This is a genomic window from Methylobacterium symbioticum (genome assembly GCF_902141845.1).
Classification (GTDB): Bacteria; Pseudomonadota; Alphaproteobacteria; order Rhizobiales; family Beijerinckiaceae; genus Methylobacterium; species Methylobacterium symbioticum.
This window is the reverse complement of the sequence record NZ_CABFPH010000027.1, coordinates 22,130-43,006: the sequence shown is the minus strand read 5'-3', so window position 1 is coordinate 43,006 and position 20,877 is coordinate 22,130. Positions and strand designations below refer to the sequence as shown.

At 70.4% G+C, this 20,877-nt stretch carries 21 protein-coding genes; 11 read left to right on the top strand and 10 right to left on the bottom strand.

Features of this window, described 5'->3' with window-relative positions; translation table 11 throughout:
- Positions 1-49: 49 nt before the first annotated feature.
- Both rpoZ and MET9862_RS11505 read right to left on the bottom strand, forming a co-directional pair.
- Positions 50-460 carry a DNA-directed RNA polymerase subunit omega gene (gene rpoZ / locus MET9862_RS11510; protein ID WP_142583094.1) on the bottom strand — a complete coding sequence of 137 codons (411 nt, stop codon included), beginning with the start codon at positions 458-460 and terminating at the stop codon, positions 50-52.
- Positions 461-717: 257 nt separating this feature from the next.
- Positions 718-1,953 carry an FAD-dependent oxidoreductase gene (locus MET9862_RS11505; RefSeq protein WP_142583093.1) on the bottom strand — a complete coding sequence of 412 codons (1,236 nt, stop codon included), beginning with the start codon at positions 1,951-1,953 and terminating at the stop codon, positions 718-720.
- Between the two features lie 188 nt (positions 1,954-2,141).
- On the opposite strand from MET9862_RS11505, the gene fabD reads away from it, so the two are divergent.
- Positions 2,142-3,077: an ACP S-malonyltransferase gene (fabD, locus tag MET9862_RS11500; RefSeq protein ID WP_142583092.1), complete on the top strand. Its 936-nt coding sequence runs from the start codon at positions 2,142-2,144 to the stop codon at positions 3,075-3,077.
- Between the two features lie 140 nt (positions 3,078-3,217).
- Complete coding sequence (fabG, locus tag MET9862_RS11495) at positions 3,218-3,955, top strand: 3-oxoacyl-[acyl-carrier-protein] reductase (RefSeq protein ID WP_142583091.1); 738 nt, start codon at positions 3,218-3,220, stop codon at positions 3,953-3,955.
- Positions 3,956-4,104: 149 nt separating this feature from the next.
- Here fabG and MET9862_RS11490 read toward each other — a convergent pair whose 3' ends face one another.
- The gene (locus tag MET9862_RS11490; RefSeq protein ID WP_244612679.1) at positions 4,105-4,860 is read right to left on the bottom strand and encodes an ABC transporter permease; all 756 of its coding nucleotides are present in this window, start codon (positions 4,858-4,860) and stop codon (positions 4,105-4,107) included.
- Between the two features lie 232 nt (positions 4,861-5,092).
- Here MET9862_RS11490 and MET9862_RS11485 point away from each other — a divergent pair, with 232 nt between their 5' ends.
- Both MET9862_RS11485 and acnA read left to right on the top strand, forming a co-directional pair.
- The gene (locus MET9862_RS11485; RefSeq protein ID WP_142583089.1) at positions 5,093-5,458 is read left to right on the top strand and encodes a hypothetical protein; all 366 of its coding nucleotides are present in this window, start codon (positions 5,093-5,095) and stop codon (positions 5,456-5,458) included.
- Positions 5,459-5,722: 264 nt separating this feature from the next.
- Entirely contained in the window at positions 5,723-8,422 is a 2,700-nt protein-coding gene (gene acnA, locus MET9862_RS11480; RefSeq protein WP_142583088.1) for an aconitate hydratase AcnA, read from the top strand.
- 156 nt (positions 8,423-8,578) lie between these two features.
- Here acnA and MET9862_RS11475 read toward each other — a convergent pair whose 3' ends face one another.
- Both MET9862_RS11475 and MET9862_RS11470 read right to left on the bottom strand, forming a co-directional pair.
- Complete coding sequence (locus tag MET9862_RS11475) at positions 8,579-9,241, bottom strand: 3-oxoacid CoA-transferase subunit B (protein ID WP_142583087.1); 663 nt, start codon at positions 9,239-9,241, stop codon at positions 8,579-8,581.
- A gap of 28 nt (positions 9,242-9,269) precedes the next feature.
- A complete protein-coding gene (locus MET9862_RS11470) occupies positions 9,270-10,001 on the bottom strand; it encodes a CoA transferase subunit A (protein ID WP_142583086.1) in 732 nt (243 codons plus the stop codon).
- Positions 10,002-10,266: 265 nt separating this feature from the next.
- Here MET9862_RS11470 and MET9862_RS11465 point away from each other — a divergent pair, with 265 nt between their 5' ends.
- Positions 10,267-12,117, top strand: a complete 1,851-nt coding sequence (locus tag MET9862_RS11465; RefSeq protein WP_142583085.1) for an AsmA family protein — start codon at positions 10,267-10,269, stop codon at positions 12,115-12,117.
- Between the two features lie 4 nt (positions 12,118-12,121).
- Here the strand turns inward: MET9862_RS11465 and MET9862_RS11460 are convergent, their stop codons facing one another.
- From MET9862_RS11460 to MET9862_RS11450, 3 genes are all read right to left on the bottom strand, one after another.
- Positions 12,122-12,901: a HesA/MoeB/ThiF family protein gene (locus MET9862_RS11460; protein ID WP_142583084.1), complete on the bottom strand. Its 780-nt coding sequence runs from the start codon at positions 12,899-12,901 to the stop codon at positions 12,122-12,124.
- 88 nt (positions 12,902-12,989) lie between these two features.
- On the bottom strand, positions 12,990-13,511 hold the full coding sequence (gene infC, locus MET9862_RS11455) for a translation initiation factor IF-3 (protein ID WP_244612678.1): 522 nt from the start codon (positions 13,509-13,511) through the stop codon (positions 12,990-12,992).
- 284 nt (positions 13,512-13,795) lie between these two features.
- Positions 13,796-15,013, bottom strand: coding sequence for a glycosyltransferase family 4 protein (locus MET9862_RS11450; protein ID WP_142583082.1), 1,218 nt, complete (start codon positions 15,011-15,013; stop codon positions 13,796-13,798).
- Between the two features lie 145 nt (positions 15,014-15,158).
- Here MET9862_RS11450 and MET9862_RS11445 point away from each other — a divergent pair, with 145 nt between their 5' ends.
- The gene (locus tag MET9862_RS11445; RefSeq protein WP_142583081.1) at positions 15,159-15,935 is read left to right on the top strand and encodes an alpha/beta fold hydrolase; all 777 of its coding nucleotides are present in this window, start codon (positions 15,159-15,161) and stop codon (positions 15,933-15,935) included.
- Between the two features lie 101 nt (positions 15,936-16,036).
- Here MET9862_RS11445 and MET9862_RS11440 read toward each other — a convergent pair whose 3' ends face one another.
- Positions 16,037-16,321 carry a BQ00720 family protein gene (locus tag MET9862_RS11440; RefSeq protein WP_142583080.1) on the bottom strand — a complete coding sequence of 95 codons (285 nt, stop codon included), beginning with the start codon at positions 16,319-16,321 and terminating at the stop codon, positions 16,037-16,039.
- Between the two features lie 95 nt (positions 16,322-16,416).
- Positions 16,417-16,845, bottom strand: coding sequence for an Hsp20 family protein (locus MET9862_RS11435; RefSeq protein WP_142583079.1), 429 nt, complete (start codon positions 16,843-16,845; stop codon positions 16,417-16,419).
- A 463-nt stretch (positions 16,846-17,308) separates the two neighbouring features.
- Here MET9862_RS11435 and MET9862_RS11430 point away from each other — a divergent pair, with 463 nt between their 5' ends.
- From MET9862_RS11430 to tolA, 5 genes are all read left to right on the top strand, one after another.
- Entirely contained in the window at positions 17,309-17,806 is a 498-nt protein-coding gene (locus tag MET9862_RS11430) for a hypothetical protein (protein WP_142583078.1), read from the top strand.
- 52 nt (positions 17,807-17,858) lie between these two features.
- The gene (locus tag MET9862_RS11425) at positions 17,859-18,332 is read left to right on the top strand and encodes a Tat pathway signal protein (RefSeq protein WP_142583077.1); all 474 of its coding nucleotides are present in this window, start codon (positions 17,859-17,861) and stop codon (positions 18,330-18,332) included.
- Positions 18,333-18,452: 120 nt separating this feature from the next.
- A complete protein-coding gene (locus tag MET9862_RS11420) occupies positions 18,453-19,139 on the top strand; it encodes a MotA/TolQ/ExbB proton channel family protein (RefSeq protein WP_142583076.1) in 687 nt (228 codons plus the stop codon).
- A gap of 114 nt (positions 19,140-19,253) precedes the next feature.
- Complete coding sequence (gene tolR, locus MET9862_RS11415; protein ID WP_142583075.1) at positions 19,254-19,745, top strand: protein TolR; 492 nt, start codon at positions 19,254-19,256, stop codon at positions 19,743-19,745.
- A gap of 4 nt (positions 19,746-19,749) precedes the next feature.
- Positions 19,750-20,790: a cell envelope integrity protein TolA gene (gene tolA / locus MET9862_RS11410; protein WP_142583074.1), complete on the top strand. Its 1,041-nt coding sequence runs from the start codon at positions 19,750-19,752 to the stop codon at positions 20,788-20,790.
- The last annotated feature ends 87 nt before the right edge of the window (positions 20,791-20,877 follow it).

Below are 20,877 nucleotides of genomic sequence, written 5' to 3'. Positions count from 1 at the left end.
GGCCCGGCGTCGCCGCCGGGCCTCGAATCGCACAGGTGCTGGAGGGCTCTTACTCGCCCTCGTCCTCGGTCTCGACCGGGGGCGCGAGATTCTCGAGGCCGCGCAGCAGGTCCTCCTCGCTCATGCGGTCGAACTGGACGGAGGCGTCGTCCGAGGAGGACTGGGGCGCCACGGCGGCAGCAGCCGGAGAGCTCGAGAGCAGCGGCACGGTCTCGGCCTCCGGCTCGTCCACCTCGACGTATTTCTGCATCGAGTGGATGAGCTGTTCCTTGAGGTCGTCCGCGGTGATGGTCTCGTCGCCGATCTCGCGGAGCGCCACCACGGGGTTCTTGTCGCGGTCGCGGTCGACGGTGAGCGGAGCGCCGGCGGCAATCAGCCGGGCGCGGTGGCTGGCGAGCAGGACCAGCTCGAAGCGGTTCTCGACCTTCTCGATGCAGTCTTCGACGGTGACGCGAGCCATTGCGGTGCGGCTCCTCTCAACAGGACGGTGCGGGACGAACGATGTCGGGCTGTGCGCGCGTCTTACACCGGATGCGGTTCTGCAACAAGCACAGCGCGTTGAGGGGACGCCCCGCGTCCCGGCCGCCGTCACGCTGACCCCAAGCAGCGGTCGATCGGAGCAACGAAGCCGGATCCCGCGGGATCCGTGTCGGCCTTCGGGGCGGTCCCGGTGCCCCGACCGTCGCGTCGGGACGGGGCACCCGGTTCCCTGCAGGGTCAGGGATTCGTCGCGGACGCGCCGTGCGTGCCCCGGCGCAGCTTGGCCGCGGCATCGACCACGGCCTGCTGTCCGCGCCGGTAGACCGTGCTGCGCAGGTTGAGGAAGCGGGAGACGAGGTCGCGGCCCATCGCCATCCGCCGCAGGCGCAGGCTGACGCCGACCGAGCGCTGGTCGGCGGCGAGCTTCTCGGGATGGGCGTAGTACGAGCCGATCTTCGCCGCATCCATCCCCGGCGTCGCGAACCAAGCCGGCAGGAGCGAGGCCAGGACAGTCACGTCCGACAGGGCCTTGCGGATGCCGGTCCCGTAGGCGGGACAGGTGGTGCAGAACGCGTCGCCGATCACGACGACCCCATCGCGGACAGGGTCAGTGATCTCGACGAGGTCGATCGGCCGCTGCTGGATCGCACCGACGGGCTCGACGGTGCCGTAGGTCCGGGCGAGGCCGGGCATCAGCCGGCGCATCGTGCCCGCCGGGTCGGCCAGGAAGGCCTCGGCGGCGGTGCCGCCCCGCGGCCAGTAGGTGAACAGGTTCGCCCGGATCTGTGTCCCGAGCGGGAACAGGGTCAGGTAGGCGACGCCGTCCCCACCCGCCTCGGCACTCCAGATCAGCTGCTCGCCGGCCAGGAGCGCGTAGGAGAAGGCTGTGTTGAAGCCGTAGACGAGGGTGTTGCCCTGGCTGACGAGGCGCCGCTCGAAGCCGAGCTCGCGCTGCAATCCCTCGCCGAGGCCGGTCGCGACCACGAGGAGCCGACCGGTGTAGCGGCGCCCGTCGGCCAGGGTCAGCGTCTGCGTCTCCGCGCCCGTCTCGGCCGCAGAGATGCGCCCGGTCACGCTCGTGACCGCCGTGGGCAGTGCCGCCCGCGCGGCGTCCACCAGTTCCGGATAATGGAAGGCGAATTCCTGCGAGGCCATGCGCTTGATCAGGCGCCCCCAGCGGCCCTCGATGACCGTGTGCAGGGGGGTCGACACGGCGCGGGCGCCCACGCCGAGGCCGCACCCGTCGAGGATCGCCATCTCGCTGGCGGAGAACTTTTCCGCCCGGAACTCGCGCGGATGGGTGTCCCGCGCGGCGACGAGCAGGACGCTGCGCCCCTGGCGCGCCGCCGCGGCGGCAAGGCTCAACCCGGCGATTCCGGCGCCGACCACCAGGACATCGTAAAGAGGACGTTCCGGCGTCGGATCGGGGCTGTTCGAAACTGGGACGGGATCTGCGGCTTCGGGCTGGTTCATTGCGGGATGTCTCCACAACCACCGCTTGCACACGACCCGTTCCGGGACACCGCGATGGTCATTCGTGGTCAACCGGGCAATTCCCGTGCGCGGCCGGACCCTCCGTTTTTGCGTCGCATGATTGACTTCGATGTCCCGCGATGCGAGTGCGCCGCGCTTTCCGACACGCGATGAATCACGGCGGAGCCATGGCGCGCGCACTCATCTTTCCGGGACAGGGCAGCCAGGCGGTCGGCATGGGCAAGGCGCTCGCCGAGCGCTTCCCCCAGGCCCGCGCGGTCTTCGACGAGGTCGATGCGGCGCTGAGGCAGAACCTGTCGAGCCTGATGTTCGAGGGGCCGGCCGAGGAGCTGACGTTGACCGCCAACGCCCAGCCGGCGCTGATGGCCGCGAGCCTCGCGGCCCTGCGCGTGCTGGAAGCCGAGCGCGGTCTGGAGCTGTCGCGCGACGTGGCCTGCGTCGCAGGCCATTCGCTGGGCGAATATGCGGCGCTCGCCGCCGCCGGCAGCCTCACGATCTCCGATGCGGCGCGGCTGCTGCGCATCCGCGGCGAGGCGATGCAGCGCGCGGTCGCCCCCGGCGCGGGCGCCATGGCGGCCCTGATCGGCGCCGAGATCGAGACGGCGCATGCCATCGCGGAGGAAGCCGCGGATGGGGAGATCTGCGACGTCGCCAACGACAATGGTGGCGGACAGGTCGTGCTCTCCGGCCACAAGGCTGCGGTCGAGCGCGCGGTTGCGATCGCGCAGGGGCGCGGCATCAAGCGCGCGGTGATGCTCAACGTCTCCGCGCCCTTCCATTGCCGCCTGATGGCCCCTGCCGCCGAGGCCATGCGCGCGGCGCTCGCCGAGGTCGCGCTCCGGGCGCCGGCGGTTCCGCTCTACGCCAACGTGACGGCCGCGCCGGTCTCCGACCCGGCGGCGATCCGCGACAACCTCGTGGCCCAGGTCACCGGCACGGTGCGCTGGCGCGAGAGCGTGGCGGCGATGGCGGACGCCGGTGCCGACCGCTTCCACGAGATCGGCTCGGGCAAGGTGCTCACGGGGCTCGTCAAGCGCATCGCCCCGGGCGCCACGGCCTCCGCCGTCGGGACGCCCGACGACGTCGCCGCCTTCGCGCCCTGAATCCGGGTTGCCAAAGGCCTCAGGCCTTTGGCGGGGTGTCGGGGCAAGGCCCTGACGTTCGCTTCCAGGGCTCCGCTCTGAACCCGACAAAGGGATGGTCCCTTTGGGATCCCGGCCCACGCCTTTCACAGGACGACAGCATGTTCGATCTCAGCGGCCGCAAGGCTCTCGTCACCGGCGCCACGGGCGGCCTCGGCGGCGCCATCGCGCGGGCGCTCCACGCCCAGGGCGCCACCGTCGCTCTCTCCGGCACCCGCGCCGAGGCGCTGGAAGCGCTGGCGGGCGAGCTCGGCGAACGCACCCATGTGGTCCCGGCGAATCTCGCGGATGCCGAATCGGTCGAGGCGCTGGTTCCAGCCGCGGAAGCGGCCCTCGGCGGGCTCGACATCCTGGTGAACAACGCCGGCATCACCCGCGACAACCTCTTCCTGCGCATGAAGGATGAGGAATGGGAGCAGGTGATCTCGGTCAACCTCACCGCCGCCTTCCGTCTCTCGCGCGCCGCGGTGAAAGGCATGATGCGCCGCCGCGCGGGCCGCATCGTCAATATCGGCTCGGTGGTCGGCACCACCGGCAATCCCGGCCAGGGCAACTACGCCGCCGCCAAGGCTGGCCTCGTCGGCCTGACCAAGGCGCTCGCCGCAGAGGTGGCGTCCCGCAACGTCACCGTGAACTGCATCAGCCCCGGCTTCATTACCTCGCCGATGACCGACGTGCTGAACGAGAAGCAGCGCGACGGCATCCTCGGCCGTGTGCCTGCCGGTCGGCTCGGCACGGGCGCCGAGATCGGCGCCGCCGTGGTCTACCTCGCCTCCGACGAGGCGGCCTATGTCACGGGCCACAATCTGCACGTGAACGGCGGCATGGCGATGGTGTGAGGCCGGCGCGCCGGGCTGGGCAGCGGCGGTCGCGAGGGGCCGTCGCTGTCGAGACGGGTTCGATCGCGCCGCCGAACGCCCTCCGCTGAACGGGGAGCGCTCTCGGCGAAGCCGGGCGGAGGCCGGATGCGCCGCCTGAGGCCGAGACCTCAGCCGGTCATCTTGCGGACGACGTGCTTCTCGAGGAACATCCCGATTGAGAAGGCCGTCAGGGCAAAGAGAACCGTATAGGCGTAGTCCACCTGAACGCCCATCTGCGGATAGTAGCCGAGCCGCACCCACTCGACGATTTGGACGGCCGGGTTGTATTTCAGGATCGCGTAGATCTGCTCCGGCAGAAAGTGCGGCAGGAACATCACGCCGCTCGAGAGATACATCAGAATGTTGAACAGGATGTAGCCGATCTGCCAGGCCGGGATGAAGGCGCAGATGGCCACGTTGATCGTGCCGATGCCCAGTCCCAGCATGATCGCGCAGAGATAGCCGCAGACCGCCACGAAGGAATCTTCCGGGCGCGGATCGATCCCGGCCGCGATCAGGATCGAGAAGACGGTGAGAAGGCCCAGGAACCCGGTGACGATCTCGACCAGGAGCCGAGCGAAGATCACGTCGACCAGCTTCACCTGGGGATAGTAGGTCAGCGGTCGGTTCTGCGACACCGCCTTCATCACCTCGCGGGAGATGTACTGGTAGCACAGCACAGGCACCGCCCCGCTGGCGAAGAAGATCGCGCGGGATTCGCCGATCGGAGCCGGGACGTGGCGAAAGGTGTAGATCAGCACCAGCAGGAAGATGTGCGTCACCGGCCACAGCACGACGACCGCGTAGCCCCAGTGCGAGCCGCCGAAGCGGGTCCGCATGTCGCGCAGGATCAGCGCGTGCAGCACGTGCAGGTAGGCATCCATCCGGCCCCGCTTGGGCGCGGAGGTTGGAAGGCTCGCGGATCCGTACATGGAGCGTCCGTCTGGTTTCGAGAGGCCTCCTGCCCGCAAATCGCGCCAAGATTGTGGATGCGCGGGCGGGGGCGCGCGATCTTGCCGCCCGCGGTTCCCTGTGCACAAAGTCCCGCCGGGCCGGGCGACCGGCACTAGGGTGCGGTCGGCCAGGACGGGCCACGATCGGAGGCTTTGCGCGTCGATGGCCCGGCTCCTGCGCGTCGCGTCCCGCCTCGTGCGGTCCCTTGCGTGGGGCGAGAGGCGCCGTCGCCGCATCCGCGATCGGGCCATCCTGGCGGAATCCGATCTCCTCGACGCCGCCTGGTACTGCCGGACCTATCCGGAGGCCCCCGCCGCCGGTTGGGATCCGATCGATCACTTCCTCGCATACGGCGCCGCCGGCCGGCTCTCTCCGGGACCGAACTTCGACGCCCCGTCCTATCTCGCGGCCAATCCCGACGTGGCGGCGGACGGGCTGAACCCGCTGATCCACTATATCGAGCACGGACGGCGCGAGCGCCGGCCGCTGACCCCGCCGAGCACCGCCCGCGAGCAGCGCCGTGACTGAGTCAGGCGGCGACCGCGCCTCCGGACGGACAGGCTCATCCGAGTGTTACCGGTGAGGCCGTAGCGGCCAGATTCGAAACGTTCTATACGGGCGCCAGGCTGCGCCGCGCGAGTCCGGGTCGTCCAATTCGACCCTCGCGCACCTCCTGCTCGGGCACACCCGAGGCGGCGCGCGCTCCCCGGAGCGCACCGGCCGAACACAGAATCCGTGGCGCGGGAAATGCCTGCGCGTGTTCGACAATCGCCAGCGAGGAAACAGAAAGCCGTGGCATCACTCGACAGCTTCAAGTCCCGCCAGACCCTTGAGGCCGGGGGCAAGACCTACACCTACTACTCGATTCCGGCGGCCCAGAAGGGCGGCCTCGCCGACGCCGCCGCGCTGCCCTTCTCGATGAAGGTGCTCCTGGAGAATCTGCTCCGCTACGAGGACGACCGCTCGGTCCGCAAGGCCGATATCGAGGCCACGGTCGCCTGGCTCGGCAACAAGGGCAAGGCCGAGACGGAGATCGCCTTCCGTCCCTCGCGCGTGCTGATGCAGGACTTCACCGGCGTGCCGGCCGTGGTGGATCTCGCCGCCATGCGCGACGCGATGGTGGCGCTCGGCGGCGACCCGCAGAAGATCAACCCGCTGGTCCCGGTCGATCTCGTCATCGACCACTCGGTGATCGTCGACGAGTTCGGCACCCCGAAGGCGCTGGCCGACAACGTCGCGCTCGAATACGAGCGCAACGGCGAGCGCTACACCTTCCTCAAGTGGGGCCAGTCGGCGTTCCGCAACTTCTCGGTGGTGCCCCCGGGCACCGGCATCTGCCACCAAGTCAACCTCGAATACCTGTCGCAGACGGTGTGGACGAAGTCCGAGGACGGCTCCGACGTGGCCTATCCCGACTCGCTCGTCGGCACCGACTCGCACACCACGATGGTGAACGGCCTCGCCGTGCTCGGCTGGGGCGTCGGCGGCATCGAGGCCGAGGCGGCCATGCTCGGCCAGCCGCTCTCGATGCTGATCCCCGAGGTGGTCGGCTTCAAGCTCTCCGGCAAGCTGCCCGAGGGCACCACGGCGACCGACCTCGTGCTCACCGTGACGCAGATGCTGCGCAAGAAGGGCGTGGTCGGCAAGTTCGTGGAGTTCTACGGCCCCGGCCTCGACGACATGGCGGTGGCCGACCGCGCCACCATCTCCAACATGGCGCCCGAATACGGCGCGACCTGCGGCTTCTTCCCGGTCGACCAGAAGACCATCGACTTCCTGAAGGTCACCGGCCGCTCCGACGACCGCATCGCCCTCGTCGAGGCCTATGCCAAGGCCCAGGGCATGTGGCGCGACGCCGACACGGCCGATCCGGTCTTCACGGACACGCTCGAGCTCGACATGGGCGACGTGAAGCCATCGCTCGCCGGCCCGAAGCGCCCGCAGGACCGCGTGCTTCTGGCCGACGCCAAGACCGGCTTTGCCGGCGCGATGGAGACGGAGTTCAAGAAGGCGGCCGACATCGCCAGCCGCTACGCCGTCGAGGGCACGAACTACGATATCGGCCACGGCGACGTAGTGATCGCGGCCATCACGAGCTGCACCAACACCTCGAACCCGAGCGTGATGATCGGCGCCGGGCTTCTCGCCCGCAACGCGGTGGCCAAGGGCCTCACGGCGAAGCCCTGGGTGAAGACCTCGCTGGCGCCCGGATCGCAGGTCGTCGCCGAGTACCTGGAAAAGGCCGGCCTACAGAAGCCTCTCGACGCCCTCGGCTTCAACCTCGTCGGTTTCGGCTGCACCACCTGCATCGGCAATTCGGGGCCGCTCCCGGCGCCGATCTCGAAGGCGATCAACGACAACGACGTAGTCGCCGCGGCCGTGCTCTCGGGCAACCGCAACTTCGAGGGCCGCGTGAACCCGGACGTGCGGGCGAACTACCTCGCCTCGCCGCCGCTCGTGGTGGCCTACGCGCTGGCCGGCTCGCTGCAGGTCGATCTCACCAGGGATCCGATCGGCAAGGGCAGCGACGGTCAGCCCGTCTACCTCAAGGACATCTGGCCGTCCTCGGCCGAGGTGGCCGCGTTCATCGAGCAGAACATCACGTCCGAGCTGTTCAAGAGCCGCTACGCGGACGTGTTCGGCGGTGACCAGAACTGGAAGGACGTCGAGGTCACCGAGGCGGAGACCTTCGCCTGGAACCCGGGCTCGACCTATGTCCAGAACCCGCCCTACTTCGTCGGCATGGAGAAGACCCCGAAGCCCGTGACCGACATCGAGGGGGCCCGGATCCTCGGCCTCTTCCTCGACTCGATCACCACCGACCACATCTCGCCCGCGGGTAACATCCGCGCGGCGTCGCCGGCCGGCGAGTACCTGCAGTCGCATCAGGTGCGCGTGCAGGACTTCAACCAGTACGGCACCCGGCGCGGCAACCACGAGGTGATGATGCGGGGCACCTTCGCCAACATCCGCATCAAGAACCAGGTGGTGAAGGACGCCTCCGGCAACGTGGTCGAGGGCGGTTGGACGCACTTCCAGCCCTCGGGCGAGAAGATGTTCATCTACGACGCAGCGATGAAGTACGCCGAGGCCGGCACCCCGCTCGTGATCTTCGCGGGCAAGGAGTACGGCACCGGCTCGTCCCGTGACTGGGCGGCCAAGGGCACCAAGCTGCTCGGCGTGCGCGCCGTGATCGCCGAGAGCTTCGAGCGCATCCACCGCTCGAACCTCGTCGGCATGGGTGTGGTGCCGCTGGTCTTCCAGGGCGACACGAGCTGGCAGTCGCTCGGCCTCAAGGGCGACGAGACCGTCACCATCAAGGGACTCTCCGGCGAGCTGAAGCCGCGCCAGACCCTGGTGGCGGAGATCAAGTCGGCGGACGGCTCGGTGAAGGAGGTCCCGCTGACCTGCCGCATCGATACGCTCGACGAGCTTGAGTATTTCCGCAACGGCGGCATCCTGCCTTACGTGCTGCGCTCGCTCGCGGCCTGACGCTTCGGCCGGGCGGCTCCCGCCGCCCGGCTATCATCCAAACGAAGACCCCCGCGCCGGGCGTCCGGCGCGGGGTTCTTCATTTCAGGAAGCAAGCAGTCGGGGCTCTGCCCCGACACCCCGCCAAAGGGATGATCCCTTTGGAATCCCGGACGGTCAGGCGGCGAGCGCCACCGTGTAGGCGGCCTCGGTCTTGGCGCGGACCTCCTCCTCGGTCACGCCGTCGGCGAGCTCGATCAGCGTCATGCCGCCGTCGCCCTTCTTGTCGATGGTGAAGACGCCGAGATCGGTGATCACCATGTCGACCACATGGGTGCCGGTGAGCGGCAGGTCGCAGGCCTTCAGGAGCTTGGCGCTCTCCGAGCCGTCCTTGTTCTTGGCGACGTGCTCCATCACCACCACGACGCGCTTGACGCCCGCCACGAGGTCCATGGCGCCGCCCATGCCCTTCACCATCTTGCCGGGGATCATCCAGTTGGCGAGGTCGCCGTTCTCGGCCACCTGCATGGCACCGAGGATCGACAGGTTGATGTGCCCGCCGCGGATCATCGCGAACGAATCGGCCGACGAGAAATAGCTCGTGGTCGGCAGCGCCGTGATCGTCTGCTTGCCGGCATTGATCAGGTCCGGGTCCTCCTCACCCTCGAATGGAAAGGGGCCCATGCCGAGCATCCCGTTCTCGGACTGGAGCTGAACCGACATGCCGTCGGGGATGTAGTTCGACACCAGCGTCGGGATGCCAATGCCGAGATTCACGTAGAAGCCGTCCTCCAGCTCACGCGCGGCGCGCGCTGCCATCTGCTCGCGGGTCCAGGCCATGGATGTCTCTCCCTTGTCCTTGATGGCTTCAGATCTGGCCGCCGCCGGCCGCCGCGCCCTCGGCGCGCTTGCGCGTGGTGCGCTGCTCGATGCGCTTCTCGCGGATCGGCACGTGCACGATGCGCTTCACGTAGATGCCGGGTGTGTGGATGTTGGCCGCATCGATCTCGCCGGGCTGGACGAGGTGCTCGACCTGAGCGACCGTGACCTTGGCTGCGGTCGCCATCATCGGGTTGAAGTTGCGCGCGGTGAGCCGGTAGGCGAGGTTGCCTTCCGTGTCGCCCTGGTAGGCGTGGACCAGCGCGAGGTCGGCGAAGAGGCCGCGCTCCATCACGTAGTCCTCACCGTCGAATTCGCGCACCTCCTTGCCCTCGGCGACCTTTGTGCCGACGCCGGTCTTGGTGAAGAAGGCCGGGATGCCGGCGCCGCCCGCCCGGATGCGCTCGGCCAGCGTCCCCTGCGGGTTGAACTCGATCTCGAGCTCGCCGGCGAGGAACTGCCGGGCGAACTCCTTGTTCTCGCCGACATAGGACGAGATCATCTTCCTGACCTGACGAGTCTCCAGAAGCTTGCCGAGGCCCACGCCGTCGACGCCGGCATTGTTCGAGACGACGGTCAGCCCCTTCACGCCGGAGGCCTTCACCGCCTCGATCAGCTCGTCGGGAATGCCGCACAATCCAAAGCCGCCGCACATGATCGTCATGTCGTCGCGCAACAGCCCCGCCAGGGCACTGGTCGGATCCGAAAACACCTTCTTCATCAGGCCGTCCTTCCCGGGTCTGTCATCGTGCGGCGCATCAAAGCCGCTATCCTGTCCCTGATTCCGCCATCCGGGTCCAGTGCGGTGCAGCGGATGGAATCACAGCGAAGTTGCGGGGATCCGCGTCCCGGGCAGACAAATCGCACCGAACCCGCTATGGCGAGCGGGCGAGTGCGTGAAGCGTGACGGCACGGGGGCGCCTGAAACCTCCGCGCTCGCGGCCCGGCGCCTGCTGGACCGAGCCCGTTCCTGCGCCCGGAGTGCGATGTCGCCGCGCCGCCTGTCCCTCGCCCTCGGCCTTGCAACCTTCACGGTCGCGGGCATCTCGGCTGCTCTTCCCTGGACCATCGGGACGGAGGAGGCCGCGCGCCTCGTCGGCCGGCAACTCGGCGCCTACGGCCTGTCGCTCGGCGCCGAAGGTCCGGCGACCCTGCGCCTGCTGCCGCTGCCGCGCCTCGACTTCGCCCGCACACGTATCACGGACCAGGCCGACGCCGCGACCCTCGCCGAGGGCGGCCGCCTCACCATCGTGCTCGATCCTTTCAGCCTGGTTACCGGCCGGATCGGGATCGGCAGCCTGACTCTCGACGGCGCGCGCCTCCCCCTATCCGAGGACGCCCGCTGGGCCGGCCTCCTGCGCCGCGTCTCCGGACAGATGCGGTCCGGCTGGTTCTTGCGCCCGCACCGCCTGGTCTTGAAGGACGCCGTGCTGATCGGGCTCGGCCAGACGGAGCCCGAGATCCAGGACCTCGACCTCGATCTCGATTGGCCCGCCTGGGGCGGCACCCTCGACGGCACCGCGACCTTCGTCTGGCGCGGGCAGCGGGCGCGGGCGAGCCTCACGGACCTGCGTCCGGCGGCGCTTGCCGAGGGCACCGCTTCGCCCTTCACGGCGAGCCTGACCTGGCCCGGCGGCAGCCTCAGCGCCGAGGGCGATGCGCGCCGCGCGGCCGAGCCGTCGCGTGGGCTGGCGCTTGAGGGCACGGGCAGGCTCGAGACCCGCTCCCTCCCGCAGACGCTCGCCTGGATCGGGCGCGACGCCGCGCTGGCGCCCCTCGCGGAGACCTTCGCCCTGGAGGGAAGCTTCACGGCGGAGGGCGCGGCGCTGATGCTGCCGCGCCTGCGCGTCCGCCTGGGCCAGAACGTTCTCGACGGCGCCGCTCAGGCGAGCCTGGCGACGCCGCGGGCCTCCGTCCAGGCAACGCTCGCCGCCGACAGCCTGAACCTCGCCCCGCTCCTCGGTCAGCTCGTTCGCGTGCTCGGCCTCGACGGCGAGGAGCGGCAGGCCCCGGCCCTGGCACTCCAGCCCTTCACCGGGGGCGACCTCGACCTGCGCCTCTCGGCCGCCGCCGCGCGGATCGGCCCGGTCGCTCTGGAGGACATGGCGGCGAGCCTGCTGGTGCGCGATGGCGCCGTCGAGATCGCCCTCAACCGCGCCGCGATCCAGGGCGGCACCGTGAAGGGACGGGCGACGCTGACCAGCGCCGGGATCAACGGGACCGAGACCGAGGTGAAGGCGCAGGGCGGGCTGGATCAGGTCGATCTCGGCGGCCTGCTCATCGATCTCGGTGCGGCGCGCTGGGTGCTCGGCCCGAGCCAGGGCAGCTTCTCTCTCGAGGGGCGCGGCCGCGACCTCGCCGATTTGGCCGCCCGGACCGCGGGCCGCGCCGTGCTCAGCATCGACCGCGGCGCGATCGTCGGCCTCGACCTCGCGGACGTGATCCAACGGCACGGCGGCGTCGCGGCGGGCGCGCTCGCGCGGCGCAACGGCCGCACGCCCTTCGAGCGGGCGAGCCTCAGCCTGCGCTTCGCCGACGGGATCGGCGAGATCGCCGAAGGCAATCTGCAGGCCTCAGCGCTCAGCGCGAACCTGCGCGGCTACGTTTCCTTGCGCGATCACAGCTTCCGGGCCCGGGCGGAGGTGCATCCCCGAACGGATTCGGGACGCCCCGGCCCGCTCTTCGATCTCGCCGGCCCCTGGGATGCGGTGGAGGTCCGGGCCGTACGGCCCGGCGAGGCGGAGCCGGAGCTTCCGACGGGTAGCGCCGCGCCGACCGCGTTCCAGGGTGTACCGGGCCTGATCCTGCCCGGCACGGCGCGCGCCTACGCGCCCTGACCTGTCAGGCGGCGGCGCTGCCGCTCAGCGGATTCGCCTCGTCCCAGGCATAATGCAGCGTCTCGAAGCGCATGGAGCGGGCATCGACCATCAGCAGCCGCCCGACCAGCGGCTCGCCGAATCCGGCGACCGCACGGATCACCTCCATCGCCATCAGAGAGCCCATGACGCCGGCCAGCGCCCCGAGCACCCCGGCCTCGGCGCAGGGCGGCACGCTGCCGGGCGGCGGCGGGTTCGGGAAGAGGCAGCGATAGGTCGGGTTCGGGCGGCCATCCGCGCCGGTTTCGTGCGCGCGGATCGTCGTCAGCGAGCCGTCGAACTGGCCGAGCGCGGCGGTCACCAGCGGGCGCCCGGCGTGGAAACAGGCATCAGACACGGCGTAGCGCGTCGCGAAATTGTCCGAGCCGTCGGCGACGACATCGTATTGCGCGGCGAGGGAGGCGGCCGTCTCGGCGGTGATGCGCTCGGCATGCGCCACGAACCGGACATGCGGGTTGAGCCGGGCCACGGCGTCGGCGGCGCTCTCCACCTTCGGCCGGCCGAGATCGGGCGTGCCGTGGATGACCTGACGCTGCAGGTTCGAGAGCGAGACCGTATCGTCGTCGACAACGCCGAGCGTCCCGATGCCGGCGGCGGCGAGGTACTGGATCAGCGGCGCTCCGAGCCCGCCGGCCCCGATCACGAGGACCCGGGCCGCCTTGAGCTTCGCCTGTCCAGGGCCGCCCACCTCGCGCAGCACGAGATGGCGGGCATAGCGTTCGATCTCTTCGGGAGCGAGGGCCATGAGCCTCAGATAAGCGGGGCGCGGCCCAAACGAAAGCGCCGTCCCGGTGGGGACGGCGCGAACGCGATCGACCTGTCAGCCCGCCGAATCAGCGCGGCGCCAGGATCATGATCATCTGCCGGCCTTCGAGCATCGGCTCGCTCTCGACCTTGGCGATCTCGGCGGTCTCGGACTTCACGCGCTCGAGAAGGCGCAGTCCGATATCCTGGTGGGCCATCTCGCGGCCGCGGAAGCGCAGGGTCACCTTGACCTTGTCGCCCTCCTCGAAGAAGCGCTGCACGGACTTCATCTTGACGTCGTAGTCGTGCTTGTCGATGCCGGGGCGGAGCTTGATCTCCTTGACCTCGACCGTCTTCTGGCGCTTGCGCGCCTCGTTCTGCTTCTTCTGCTCGTTGAACCGGAAGCGGCCGTAATCCAACAGCTTGCAGACCGGCGGCGCCGAGTTCGGCGCGATCTCGACAAGGTCGAGTCCGGCCTCCTCCGCCATCTGAAGGGCGTCGAAGAACGGGACCACGCCGCGGTTCTGCCCGTCCGCGTCGATGAGCTGCACATCGCGGACACCGCGAATGTCCCGGTTGGCGCGCGGCCCGTCCTTCTGCGGGGCCGGCATGGCTCTCATAGGTCTACGAATGGCTGCTATCTCCTGGTCCAACGACGAAACGGCGATCAAGGGACACCCATCCGGAGATGCCCCGACCGCCGACCGCTCCGGCCATACTCCGGATTACAATACCTTGGCTCAAGCGTTCGGCGAGTCAACCTGTCACCGCATGGCGGGGAAGCAATCTTTGCACATGGTTCCCCGATTGACACGTTCCGATACGAGAATGCGGATGTGAGAACGCGCGGGCCATCCTGCAAGATCCGTCGCTGCAGCAGCCTCCGAGCGGCCTCTCAATGGCCGAGCAGCCGCGCGTAGACGCCGAGCGTGTCCCCGACCATGCGCTCCAGCGAGAAGTTCGCTTCCACATGGGCCCGGGCGCGCCGGGCCAGCCCGTCCCGCGCGCTGGCGCCGAGGGATAGGGCTTCCGCCAGCGCGCCCGCCAGCGCCGTGGGGTCGCCGGCCGGCACGCGCCATCCGGTGCGCTGGGTGGGATCGACGTCGGGCGGGCTGAGCACGGTCTCGGGCACAGCGCCGAGGTCGGAGACCACGACGGGAGTGCCGAGCGCCTGCGCCTCCACGGCCGACCGGCCGAAGGCTTCCGGCTCGATCGAGGGCACGGCCACGACGGAGGCCGCCCGGAAAGCCGCAGGCATGTCCGTGCAATGGCCGACCCGGCGCACGATGCCGCCGAGGCTGCGCGCGGCGATCAGGGCGTCGAGCTCGCGCTCGTAGGCGCTGCGTCCCTGCGGATCGCCCGCAAGGATCACCGCGAGGTCGCCGATGCCGCGGTCGCGCATCTGCGCCGCGGCCTCGATCAGCACGCGGTGGCCCTTCCAGGCGGTGAGCCGGGCGGCCAGCAGCACCACGCGCTGGTGGGGCGCGACGCCCCAGGCCCGGCGCAGGGCCTCGACGCGGGCCGGCCCCACGGCGACCGGACTGAACGTGGCGAGGTCGGTGCCGCGATGGATCACCTGGACCCGGTTGCCCGCCTGCTCGGCGTGGAGGCGGTGGATCAGGTCGGCGGTGTAGTGCGAGTTGGCGATGACCACGTCGCCGCGGGCCATGACCGAGTTGTAGAGCACCTTCACCCCGGTCCGGCCGGAATAGCTGCCGTGATAGGTCGTGACGTAGGGCAGGCGCAGGCGGCGCGCGGCGCCGAGCGCCACCCAGGCCGGCGCGCGCGACCGGGCGTGGATGATCTGCACGCCCTCACGGCGGCACAAGCGCGCAAGGCGGCCGACATTGAGCGCCATGGCGAGCGGGTTCTTCGAGGCCGCCGGGAAGGGGACCCAGCTTCCGCCCTTGGCCTGGAGCTCGCCCACCAACCGCCCACCCTCGGTGGCGACGAGCGCGCGGGCGCCCGCCGCGGCGAGGCCCTCGGCCACGTCGACGGCGGTGCGCTCGGCCCCGCCCGCCTCGAGTTCGGGGATGATCTGGAGCACGCAGGCGCCGGCGAGCGGCGCGGCCTCGGAGCGGAATCCGGTCAAGGGATGCGTCCCCGCAATCATCGGTGGCGCACCGGACGGGACGGAGGGCGGTCCGCCAAAACGCGTGTGAACATTGCCTCAGGATCGTGGGCGCGCTTTACGGTCCGGTAAACGGAGCTTGAAGACGAAGCGTTCAGGGCGGGAAGCTCGCAAGCGGGAGAACGAGATGGCTGATGGCGGCGACACCCTCGCCTTCCTCGATGTCGGCACGGGCGGCGGGGCGCGTCGGATCGCGGTGCGGGTCCGCGACGGTAGCGGACCGCCGGTGGTCTGGCTCGGTGGTTTCCGCTCGGACATGGGCGCCACCAAGGCGACAGCCGTCGATGCCTGGGCGGCTGAGGCCGGGCGGCGCTTCGTGCGCTTCGACTATACGGGGCACGGCCAGTCCGGCGGGGCGTTCGCCGACTGTACGATCTCGACCTGGCTCGCCGACGCCGAGGCGGTGATCGCGGCCCACGCGCCGAAGCGCCCGGTCCTGATCGGCTCGTCGATGGGCGGCTGGATCGCCTGCCTCGCGGCGCGCAACCGTCTCGCCGCGGGGGCCGGTCCGGCAGCCGGACTCGTGCTGATCGCCCCCGCCCTCGACTTCACCGAGGACCTGATGTGGGCGCAGTTCCCGCAATCGGTGCGCGATACCCTGGAGCGCGACGGCGTCTGGCTGCGCCAGAGCGCCTACGCGCCGGAGCCCGACCCGGTCACCATGCGGCTGATCGAGGACGGGCGCGCCAATCGGCTGCTCACCGGTCCGCTCGATCTCGGCTGCCCGGTCCACATCCTCCAGGGCATGCGCGACCCGGACGTGCCGCACCCGCACGCCTTCAAGCTCCTCGACCGGCTCCCGGCCGAGGGGACGGTGCTCACCCTGATCGCGGATGGAGACCACCGCCTGTCGCGGCCCGAGGACATCGCGCGCCTCGTGGCGGCGGTGGCGGAGATGCGCTGACGGCGCCGGGCCCAAGGCCCGGCGCCGCCGGAATGGGCTCGGACGGGGCGATCAGCCCCGTCACGGCCGGAACGTGCCTGATGATCAGGGGCAGCGACGGCTCAGTGCAGGCTCACCGGCTGCAGATCATGCGCGAAGGCGTTCGCGAGCACGACCTCGCGCGAATCCGCGAGCAGGATCGGAGCGCCGCTGGCCGAGAGCAGGGCGAAGAGGTCGAGGCCGGGCGTGAGGTCCGGGGCCTGCGGGAACATCCGCTTCACCTCGTCCGATCGGATCGGGCGCACATAGGCGATGTGGCCCTCGCCGAGCGCCGCGAGATCGGCGGCGTTGAACTGGGTGGGGTCGAGATCGGCAGGGGTCAGCGGGGAAGCATTCAGGTCAGTCATAGCGCGTGCCCTCCTTCAAGGCAGAGCGTGTCGCCCCAGAGGTCCCGAAGCGACCGCGGGGCTTGAAGCCTATGTGGGAAACCCTCGCCCCGTAATCAATCGCGCGCGGCGATCGCGATCTTGCGCACGACGCGCTCAGGCTCCGGCCGGGCGAGGTCGATGGAGAGCAGTCCGTTCGAGAGGTCGGCGCCGAGCACCTCCATCCCGTCGGCGAGCAGGAAGGCGCGCTGGAACTGCCGCGCCGCGATGCCGCGGTGCAGGTAGTGGCGCTCGCGGTCCTCGACCTGCCGGCCGCGCACGATCAGCTGGTTCTCCTCCAGCATCACGTCGAGCTGGTCGCGGGAGAAGCCCGCCACGGCGAGGGTGATGCGCAGGCGCTCCGGCTCGCGCTCGGTGCGCGGCACGCGCTCGATATTGTAGGGCGGATAGCCGTCATTGGCGGCCTTGGACACCCGATCGAGGGCCTGCTCGATCTCGTCGAAGCCGAGCAGGAATGGGTGTCCGAACGGGGAGGGACGGGTCATCGTGGCCAAGCCTTCCAGCGAGGCCCCGTGGCTCCGGACGCGGGTCCGGCTCCGATGGGCACCTCGTCGCACTGGAGCCCGCGCGCGCAGCGCTCCACCCGGCACCGGGCCGGGACGGCCAGGATATGGCGGCTGCGCGGCGCTCATCAAGGGATGGCGGCCGGCGCCGGCCGCCCCTGCACAGCGGCGTATGGCCACCGATGCCGCTCGGCGCACCGCTTCGAAAAGCCGATCGCGGGCAACTCCGGGATGAAGCGGCACGGTGTAGCGGGATAAAATGGCAATGCTGCGCCAATACTTCGGGACGACCGCCTTCATCGGCTCGGGCCATTCGAGTAACAGTTTGGAACTGCTCTGATTTTCTCGGCAAGCCTTGATCCGGAGGGGCGACCTCGGATATCGCCGCAAGCATTCTTCGCTCGTGGCCGGCGGCTCGCGGGCCGCTTGCCGGACCGGAGGCTTCATGACCGCGTCGTCGACCCCGCCGAGCCAGAGCCCGATGCCGCGGGTCACCGACGTGTGCGGGGACGATGCCGACGTCCTCGCCCTGTCCGTCGTCCGCTTCGTGGCAGCCGGCTACATGACGAGCGACGTGGCCTGCTGGGACGCAGCCTTCGACGGCGCCGAGCGCCTGCTCGGTGTCGAGGATGGCGGGCGCCTGGTGGCCTGCGCGGTCGGCATCGTGCGTGCCCTTCGGGCGGAGCGCGACCGGGATTGGTCCTTCATGCCGGCGACCTGCTGCCGCGTGACGGGCCATGAATGCGCGCTGGTCGGCCTGCTCGGGCGCGGCCGTCGCTGCCTCTGGGACGAGGTGGCGCGGGACGCGGCGACGATCACCGGCCGGGAATCGGCGCCGCGGCTGGTCGCGGCGGTGCGCGCGGCCGTCGTGGCGATCGACGCTGCGGCCGAGCGGCTTGGCAGCGGCCCCGATGTCCGGCCGGCGGGCGGGCGGCTGCACTGAGACGGCGCTGGATTCGGGACGAATGACGCGCAGGGCGAGGAGAATACCGACGGTGACGAGACGGGTTTTCGCAGGGGCCTTCGGGCAGATTCGGCTCGGGCGCGCGGCAGTCGCCGCGGCGGCCTGCCTCGCCGTTGCCGGGCCCGCCGCCGCGCAGGAAGCCGTATCGGCGGACAAGGCGCCGCTGAAGCTGCAGCTCAACCGTCTCGAGCCCGCCGGCGAGGCCTGCCGCGTCACCATGCTGGTCGATAACGGCCGCGGCGGCGCGCTGAAATCCTACAAGGTGGACCTCTTCGCCTTCGACACCGAGGGCGTGGCGCAGAAGCGGGTCGCGGTCGAGCTCGGCCCGCTGCCGGCGCGCAAGACAACCGTGAAGATCTTCGAATTCTCCGGCATCGCCTGCCCGAAGATCGGGCGCGTGCTGCTCAACGACGTGCTCGCCTGCGAGGGCGATGCCGGCGGCCGCGACGCGTGCCTCGAGCGGACGGAGACAGAGACCAAGGCCAGCGTTCCGTTCGATCGCTGACCGCCGCCGCCGCCCGGAGCGGGCGGTGGCCGGACCGAACCCGACGACCGGCCGGAGGCAGCCCGCCTCCGGGCGGCATGCGGCCGTTGCCGCACCGGATCATGATTTGAGGAGCCCGTGATGGAGAATTCCGCCCCGATCGCTGCCGCGCACGATCTGTCGTTCGTCGGCCTGTTCCTTCAGGCCGACCCGATCGTGAAGGGCGTGATGCTCCTGCTCGTGGTCGCCTCGATCGCCTGCTGGACCGTGGTCTTCGAGAAGATCGTGCGGCTCGCCGCGGCCAAGCGCCAGGCCAAGGCCTTCGAAGCCCTGGTGCGCTCCGGCGGCAATCTCGACGGCGCGCAGACGGGCATCTCGGGCCGCGTCGTCCAGGCCGGCGTCGAGGCCTGGCGCGACCAGGATCCGAGCGAGACCCGGGCCGAGCGCCGCGACCGCATCGAGCGCGCCATGCGCGCCGCCCTCGGCTTGGAGGTCAAGCGGATGCAGGGCGGCCTCGCGCTGCTCGCGACCTCGGGTTCGACCGCCCCGTTCATCGGCCTGTTCGGCACGGTCTGGGGCATCATGAACTCCTTCTCGTCGATCGCGAAGAGCCAGGACACCTCACTCGCGGTGGTGGCACCCGGCATCGCCGAGGCGCTGTTCGCCACCGCGATCGGCCTCGTCGTCGCGATCCCGGCGGTGATGGCCTACAACAAGCTCACCGGTGACGTGGCCCGCATCCAGAGCGCGTTCGTCTCCTGCATCGGTGTTCTCGGCAACCGCCTCGCCCGCGACCGCGGCGTGCAGCGCCGGGCCGCTGCGGAGTAGGGCGCAGCCTGCTTCGGCGCCCGCCCGGGACGGTCCGGGCGCCTCCTCAGCATGTCGTTTTGATGGTTTGACGCGGCGCTCGCGCGGGCGGCGCCGGCCCGGAGGATATATCCGATGGCGATGGGTTCGATCCGCACGAGCGGGGGCGACGACGAGGATGGCCTCGACGCGACGCCGATGGCCGACATCAACGTCACCCCGATGGTGGACGTGATGCTGGTGCTGCTGATCATCTTCATGGTCGCGGCGCCGCTGATGACGACGGGCGTTCCGGTGCAATTGCCCAAGACTGCCGCCGCTAAGGTCGCCCAGTCGAAGAAGCCTCTGGAGGTCACCGTCGACAAGGAGGGCCAACCCTCGATCGCCAAGGAGATCTTCACGCTCGAGAGCCTGGTGCCGCGCCTGCGCGAGATGGCGGCCGAGAACAAGGATCAGGTCGTGCTGGTGCGCGGCGACCGCGACGTGCCCTACGGCAAGGTCATGGAGGTGATGGGCCTCGTCGGTCAGGCCGGGTTCAGCAAGGTCTCGCTGATCGCGCAGTCGCCGGGCGGCCCGTCCCCGGCCGCGGCCGCGCCGGCTGCGGCGTCGGACGGAGCGGCCCGCTGATCCGATGAGCGCGACTCCCATGCCCGCCGGACCGAGCCTCGCCGGGACGATGCCGGAGGCCCCGAAGAACCGACCGTCCGGCCTCGTCGCCGCCCTGCTCGTCGCCCTCGCGCTTCACGGTTTCGGCCTGATCGGACTGACCTATCTCCGCCTCACCCCGCCGACGCCGCCGGGCGAGCAGCAGGTGACGGTCGACCTCGCCCCCCTGATGACCGAGGCGCCGACCCAGACGCAGAGCGAGCAGCAGGCGAGCGTCGAGACGCCGCCCGAGACCCAGCCTGTCGAGAAGCCGGTCGAGGAGGCCACGCAGCCTCCTCCGCCTCCTGAGGTGGCCGAGGTCAAGCCCGAGGAGGTGCCGGCCGAGAGGCCGCCCGAGACCCAGGCGATGACCGAGGCGCCGACCGAGGCGTTGCCGGCCGAGCCCGAGAGCCAGGTCATCACCTCGACCGCGCCTGAGGCTGAACCGCTCGCGCCCCCGCCGCCCGTGGTGGCCGAGCAGCCCAAGCCCCTCGAGCCGGAGAAGCCGAAGCCCGATCTCGCGAAGCTGAAGGCGGCCCGCGAGGCGCGCCTGAAGGCGATCCGCGAGGAGAAGCGCCGCGAGGAGATCATCGAGGCGCGGCGCGAGGCGGCCAAGGAGGCCAAGCTCAAGGCCGAGCGCGAGGCGCGGGCCCGCCAGGCGCGTGCTGCGCAGGGAGCCGAGCGGAGCTCCGCCGCATCCTCCCGGGAGAATGCCAGCGGTCGGGCGGCGGCGGGCAACGACCCCTCGGCGATGCGGCAATGGCAGGGCGCGATCAGCGCCGCGATCCACGGCCGGATGAATCGCAACGCGGCCGTCGGAACGGCGGGCGGCGTGGCCTCGGTCCGCTTCACGGTCACACGGTCGGGTCAGGTCACCAGCGCCGGCCTCGCCAGCAGCAGCGGCATCGGCCAGATCGATAGCGCCGCCCTCGCGGCCGTGCGGGGCGGAATGCCGGCGGCTCCGGCGGGGGTCACCGTACCGAGCCTGTCGGTCACGATTCCGCTGCGCTTTACGGTTGCGCGCTAGGACGCGTCGAAACAACGAGCGAGCGTCCGTCCCGATCGCCATGCGATCGGGACGGGCTCTCATCCTGAACCGCTCCCGCATCGACGC

Bases quoted from the DNA above. Each gene is read 5' to 3' on its own strand.
- MET9862_RS11505 (WP_142583093.1), bottom strand. From the start codon at position 1,953: ATGAACCAGCCCGAAGCCGCAGATCCCGTCCCAGTTTCGAACAGCCCC.
- MET9862_RS11490 (WP_244612679.1), bottom strand. From the start codon at position 4,860: ATGGATGCCTACCTGCACGTGCTGCACGCGCTGATCCTGCGCGACATG.
- fabG (WP_142583091.1), top strand. From the start codon at position 3,218: ATGTTCGATCTCAGCGGCCGCAAGGCTCTCGTCACCGGCGCCACGGGC.
- MET9862_RS11420 (WP_142583076.1), top strand. From the start codon at position 18,453: ATGGAGAATTCCGCCCCGATCGCTGCCGCGCACGATCTGTCGTTCGTC.
- MET9862_RS11450 (WP_142583082.1), bottom strand. From the start codon at position 15,013: ATGATTGCGGGGACGCATCCCTTGACCGGATTCCGCTCCGAGGCCGCG.
- MET9862_RS11465 (WP_142583085.1), top strand. From the start codon at position 10,267: ATGTCGCCGCGCCGCCTGTCCCTCGCCCTCGGCCTTGCAACCTTCACG.
- fabD (WP_142583092.1), top strand. From the start codon at position 2,142: ATGGCGCGCGCACTCATCTTTCCGGGACAGGGCAGCCAGGCGGTCGGC.
- MET9862_RS11445 (WP_142583081.1), top strand. From the start codon at position 15,159: ATGGCTGATGGCGGCGACACCCTCGCCTTCCTCGATGTCGGCACGGGC.
- MET9862_RS11470 (WP_142583086.1), bottom strand. From the start codon at position 10,001: ATGAAGAAGGTGTTTTCGGATCCGACCAGTGCCCTGGCGGGGCTGTTG.
- MET9862_RS11460 (WP_142583084.1), bottom strand. From the start codon at position 12,901: ATGGCCCTCGCTCCCGAAGAGATCGAACGCTATGCCCGCCATCTCGTG.
- MET9862_RS11430 (WP_142583078.1), top strand. From the start codon at position 17,309: ATGACCGCGTCGTCGACCCCGCCGAGCCAGAGCCCGATGCCGCGGGTC.
- rpoZ (WP_142583094.1), bottom strand. From the start codon at position 460: ATGGCTCGCGTCACCGTCGAAGACTGCATCGAGAAGGTCGAGAACCGC.
- MET9862_RS11435 (WP_142583079.1), bottom strand. From the start codon at position 16,845: ATGACCCGTCCCTCCCCGTTCGGACACCCATTCCTGCTCGGCTTCGAC.
- MET9862_RS11475 (WP_142583087.1), bottom strand. From the start codon at position 9,241: ATGGCCTGGACCCGCGAGCAGATGGCAGCGCGCGCCGCGCGTGAGCTG.
- MET9862_RS11440 (WP_142583080.1), bottom strand. From the start codon at position 16,321: ATGACTGACCTGAATGCTTCCCCGCTGACCCCTGCCGATCTCGACCCC.
- tolR (WP_142583075.1), top strand. From the start codon at position 19,254: ATGGCGATGGGTTCGATCCGCACGAGCGGGGGCGACGACGAGGATGGC.
- tolA (WP_142583074.1), top strand. From the start codon at position 19,750: ATGAGCGCGACTCCCATGCCCGCCGGACCGAGCCTCGCCGGGACGATG.
- infC (WP_244612678.1), bottom strand. From the start codon at position 13,511: ATGCCGGCCCCGCAGAAGGACGGGCCGCGCGCCAACCGGGACATTCGC.
- MET9862_RS11485 (WP_142583089.1), top strand. From the start codon at position 5,093: ATGGCCCGGCTCCTGCGCGTCGCGTCCCGCCTCGTGCGGTCCCTTGCG.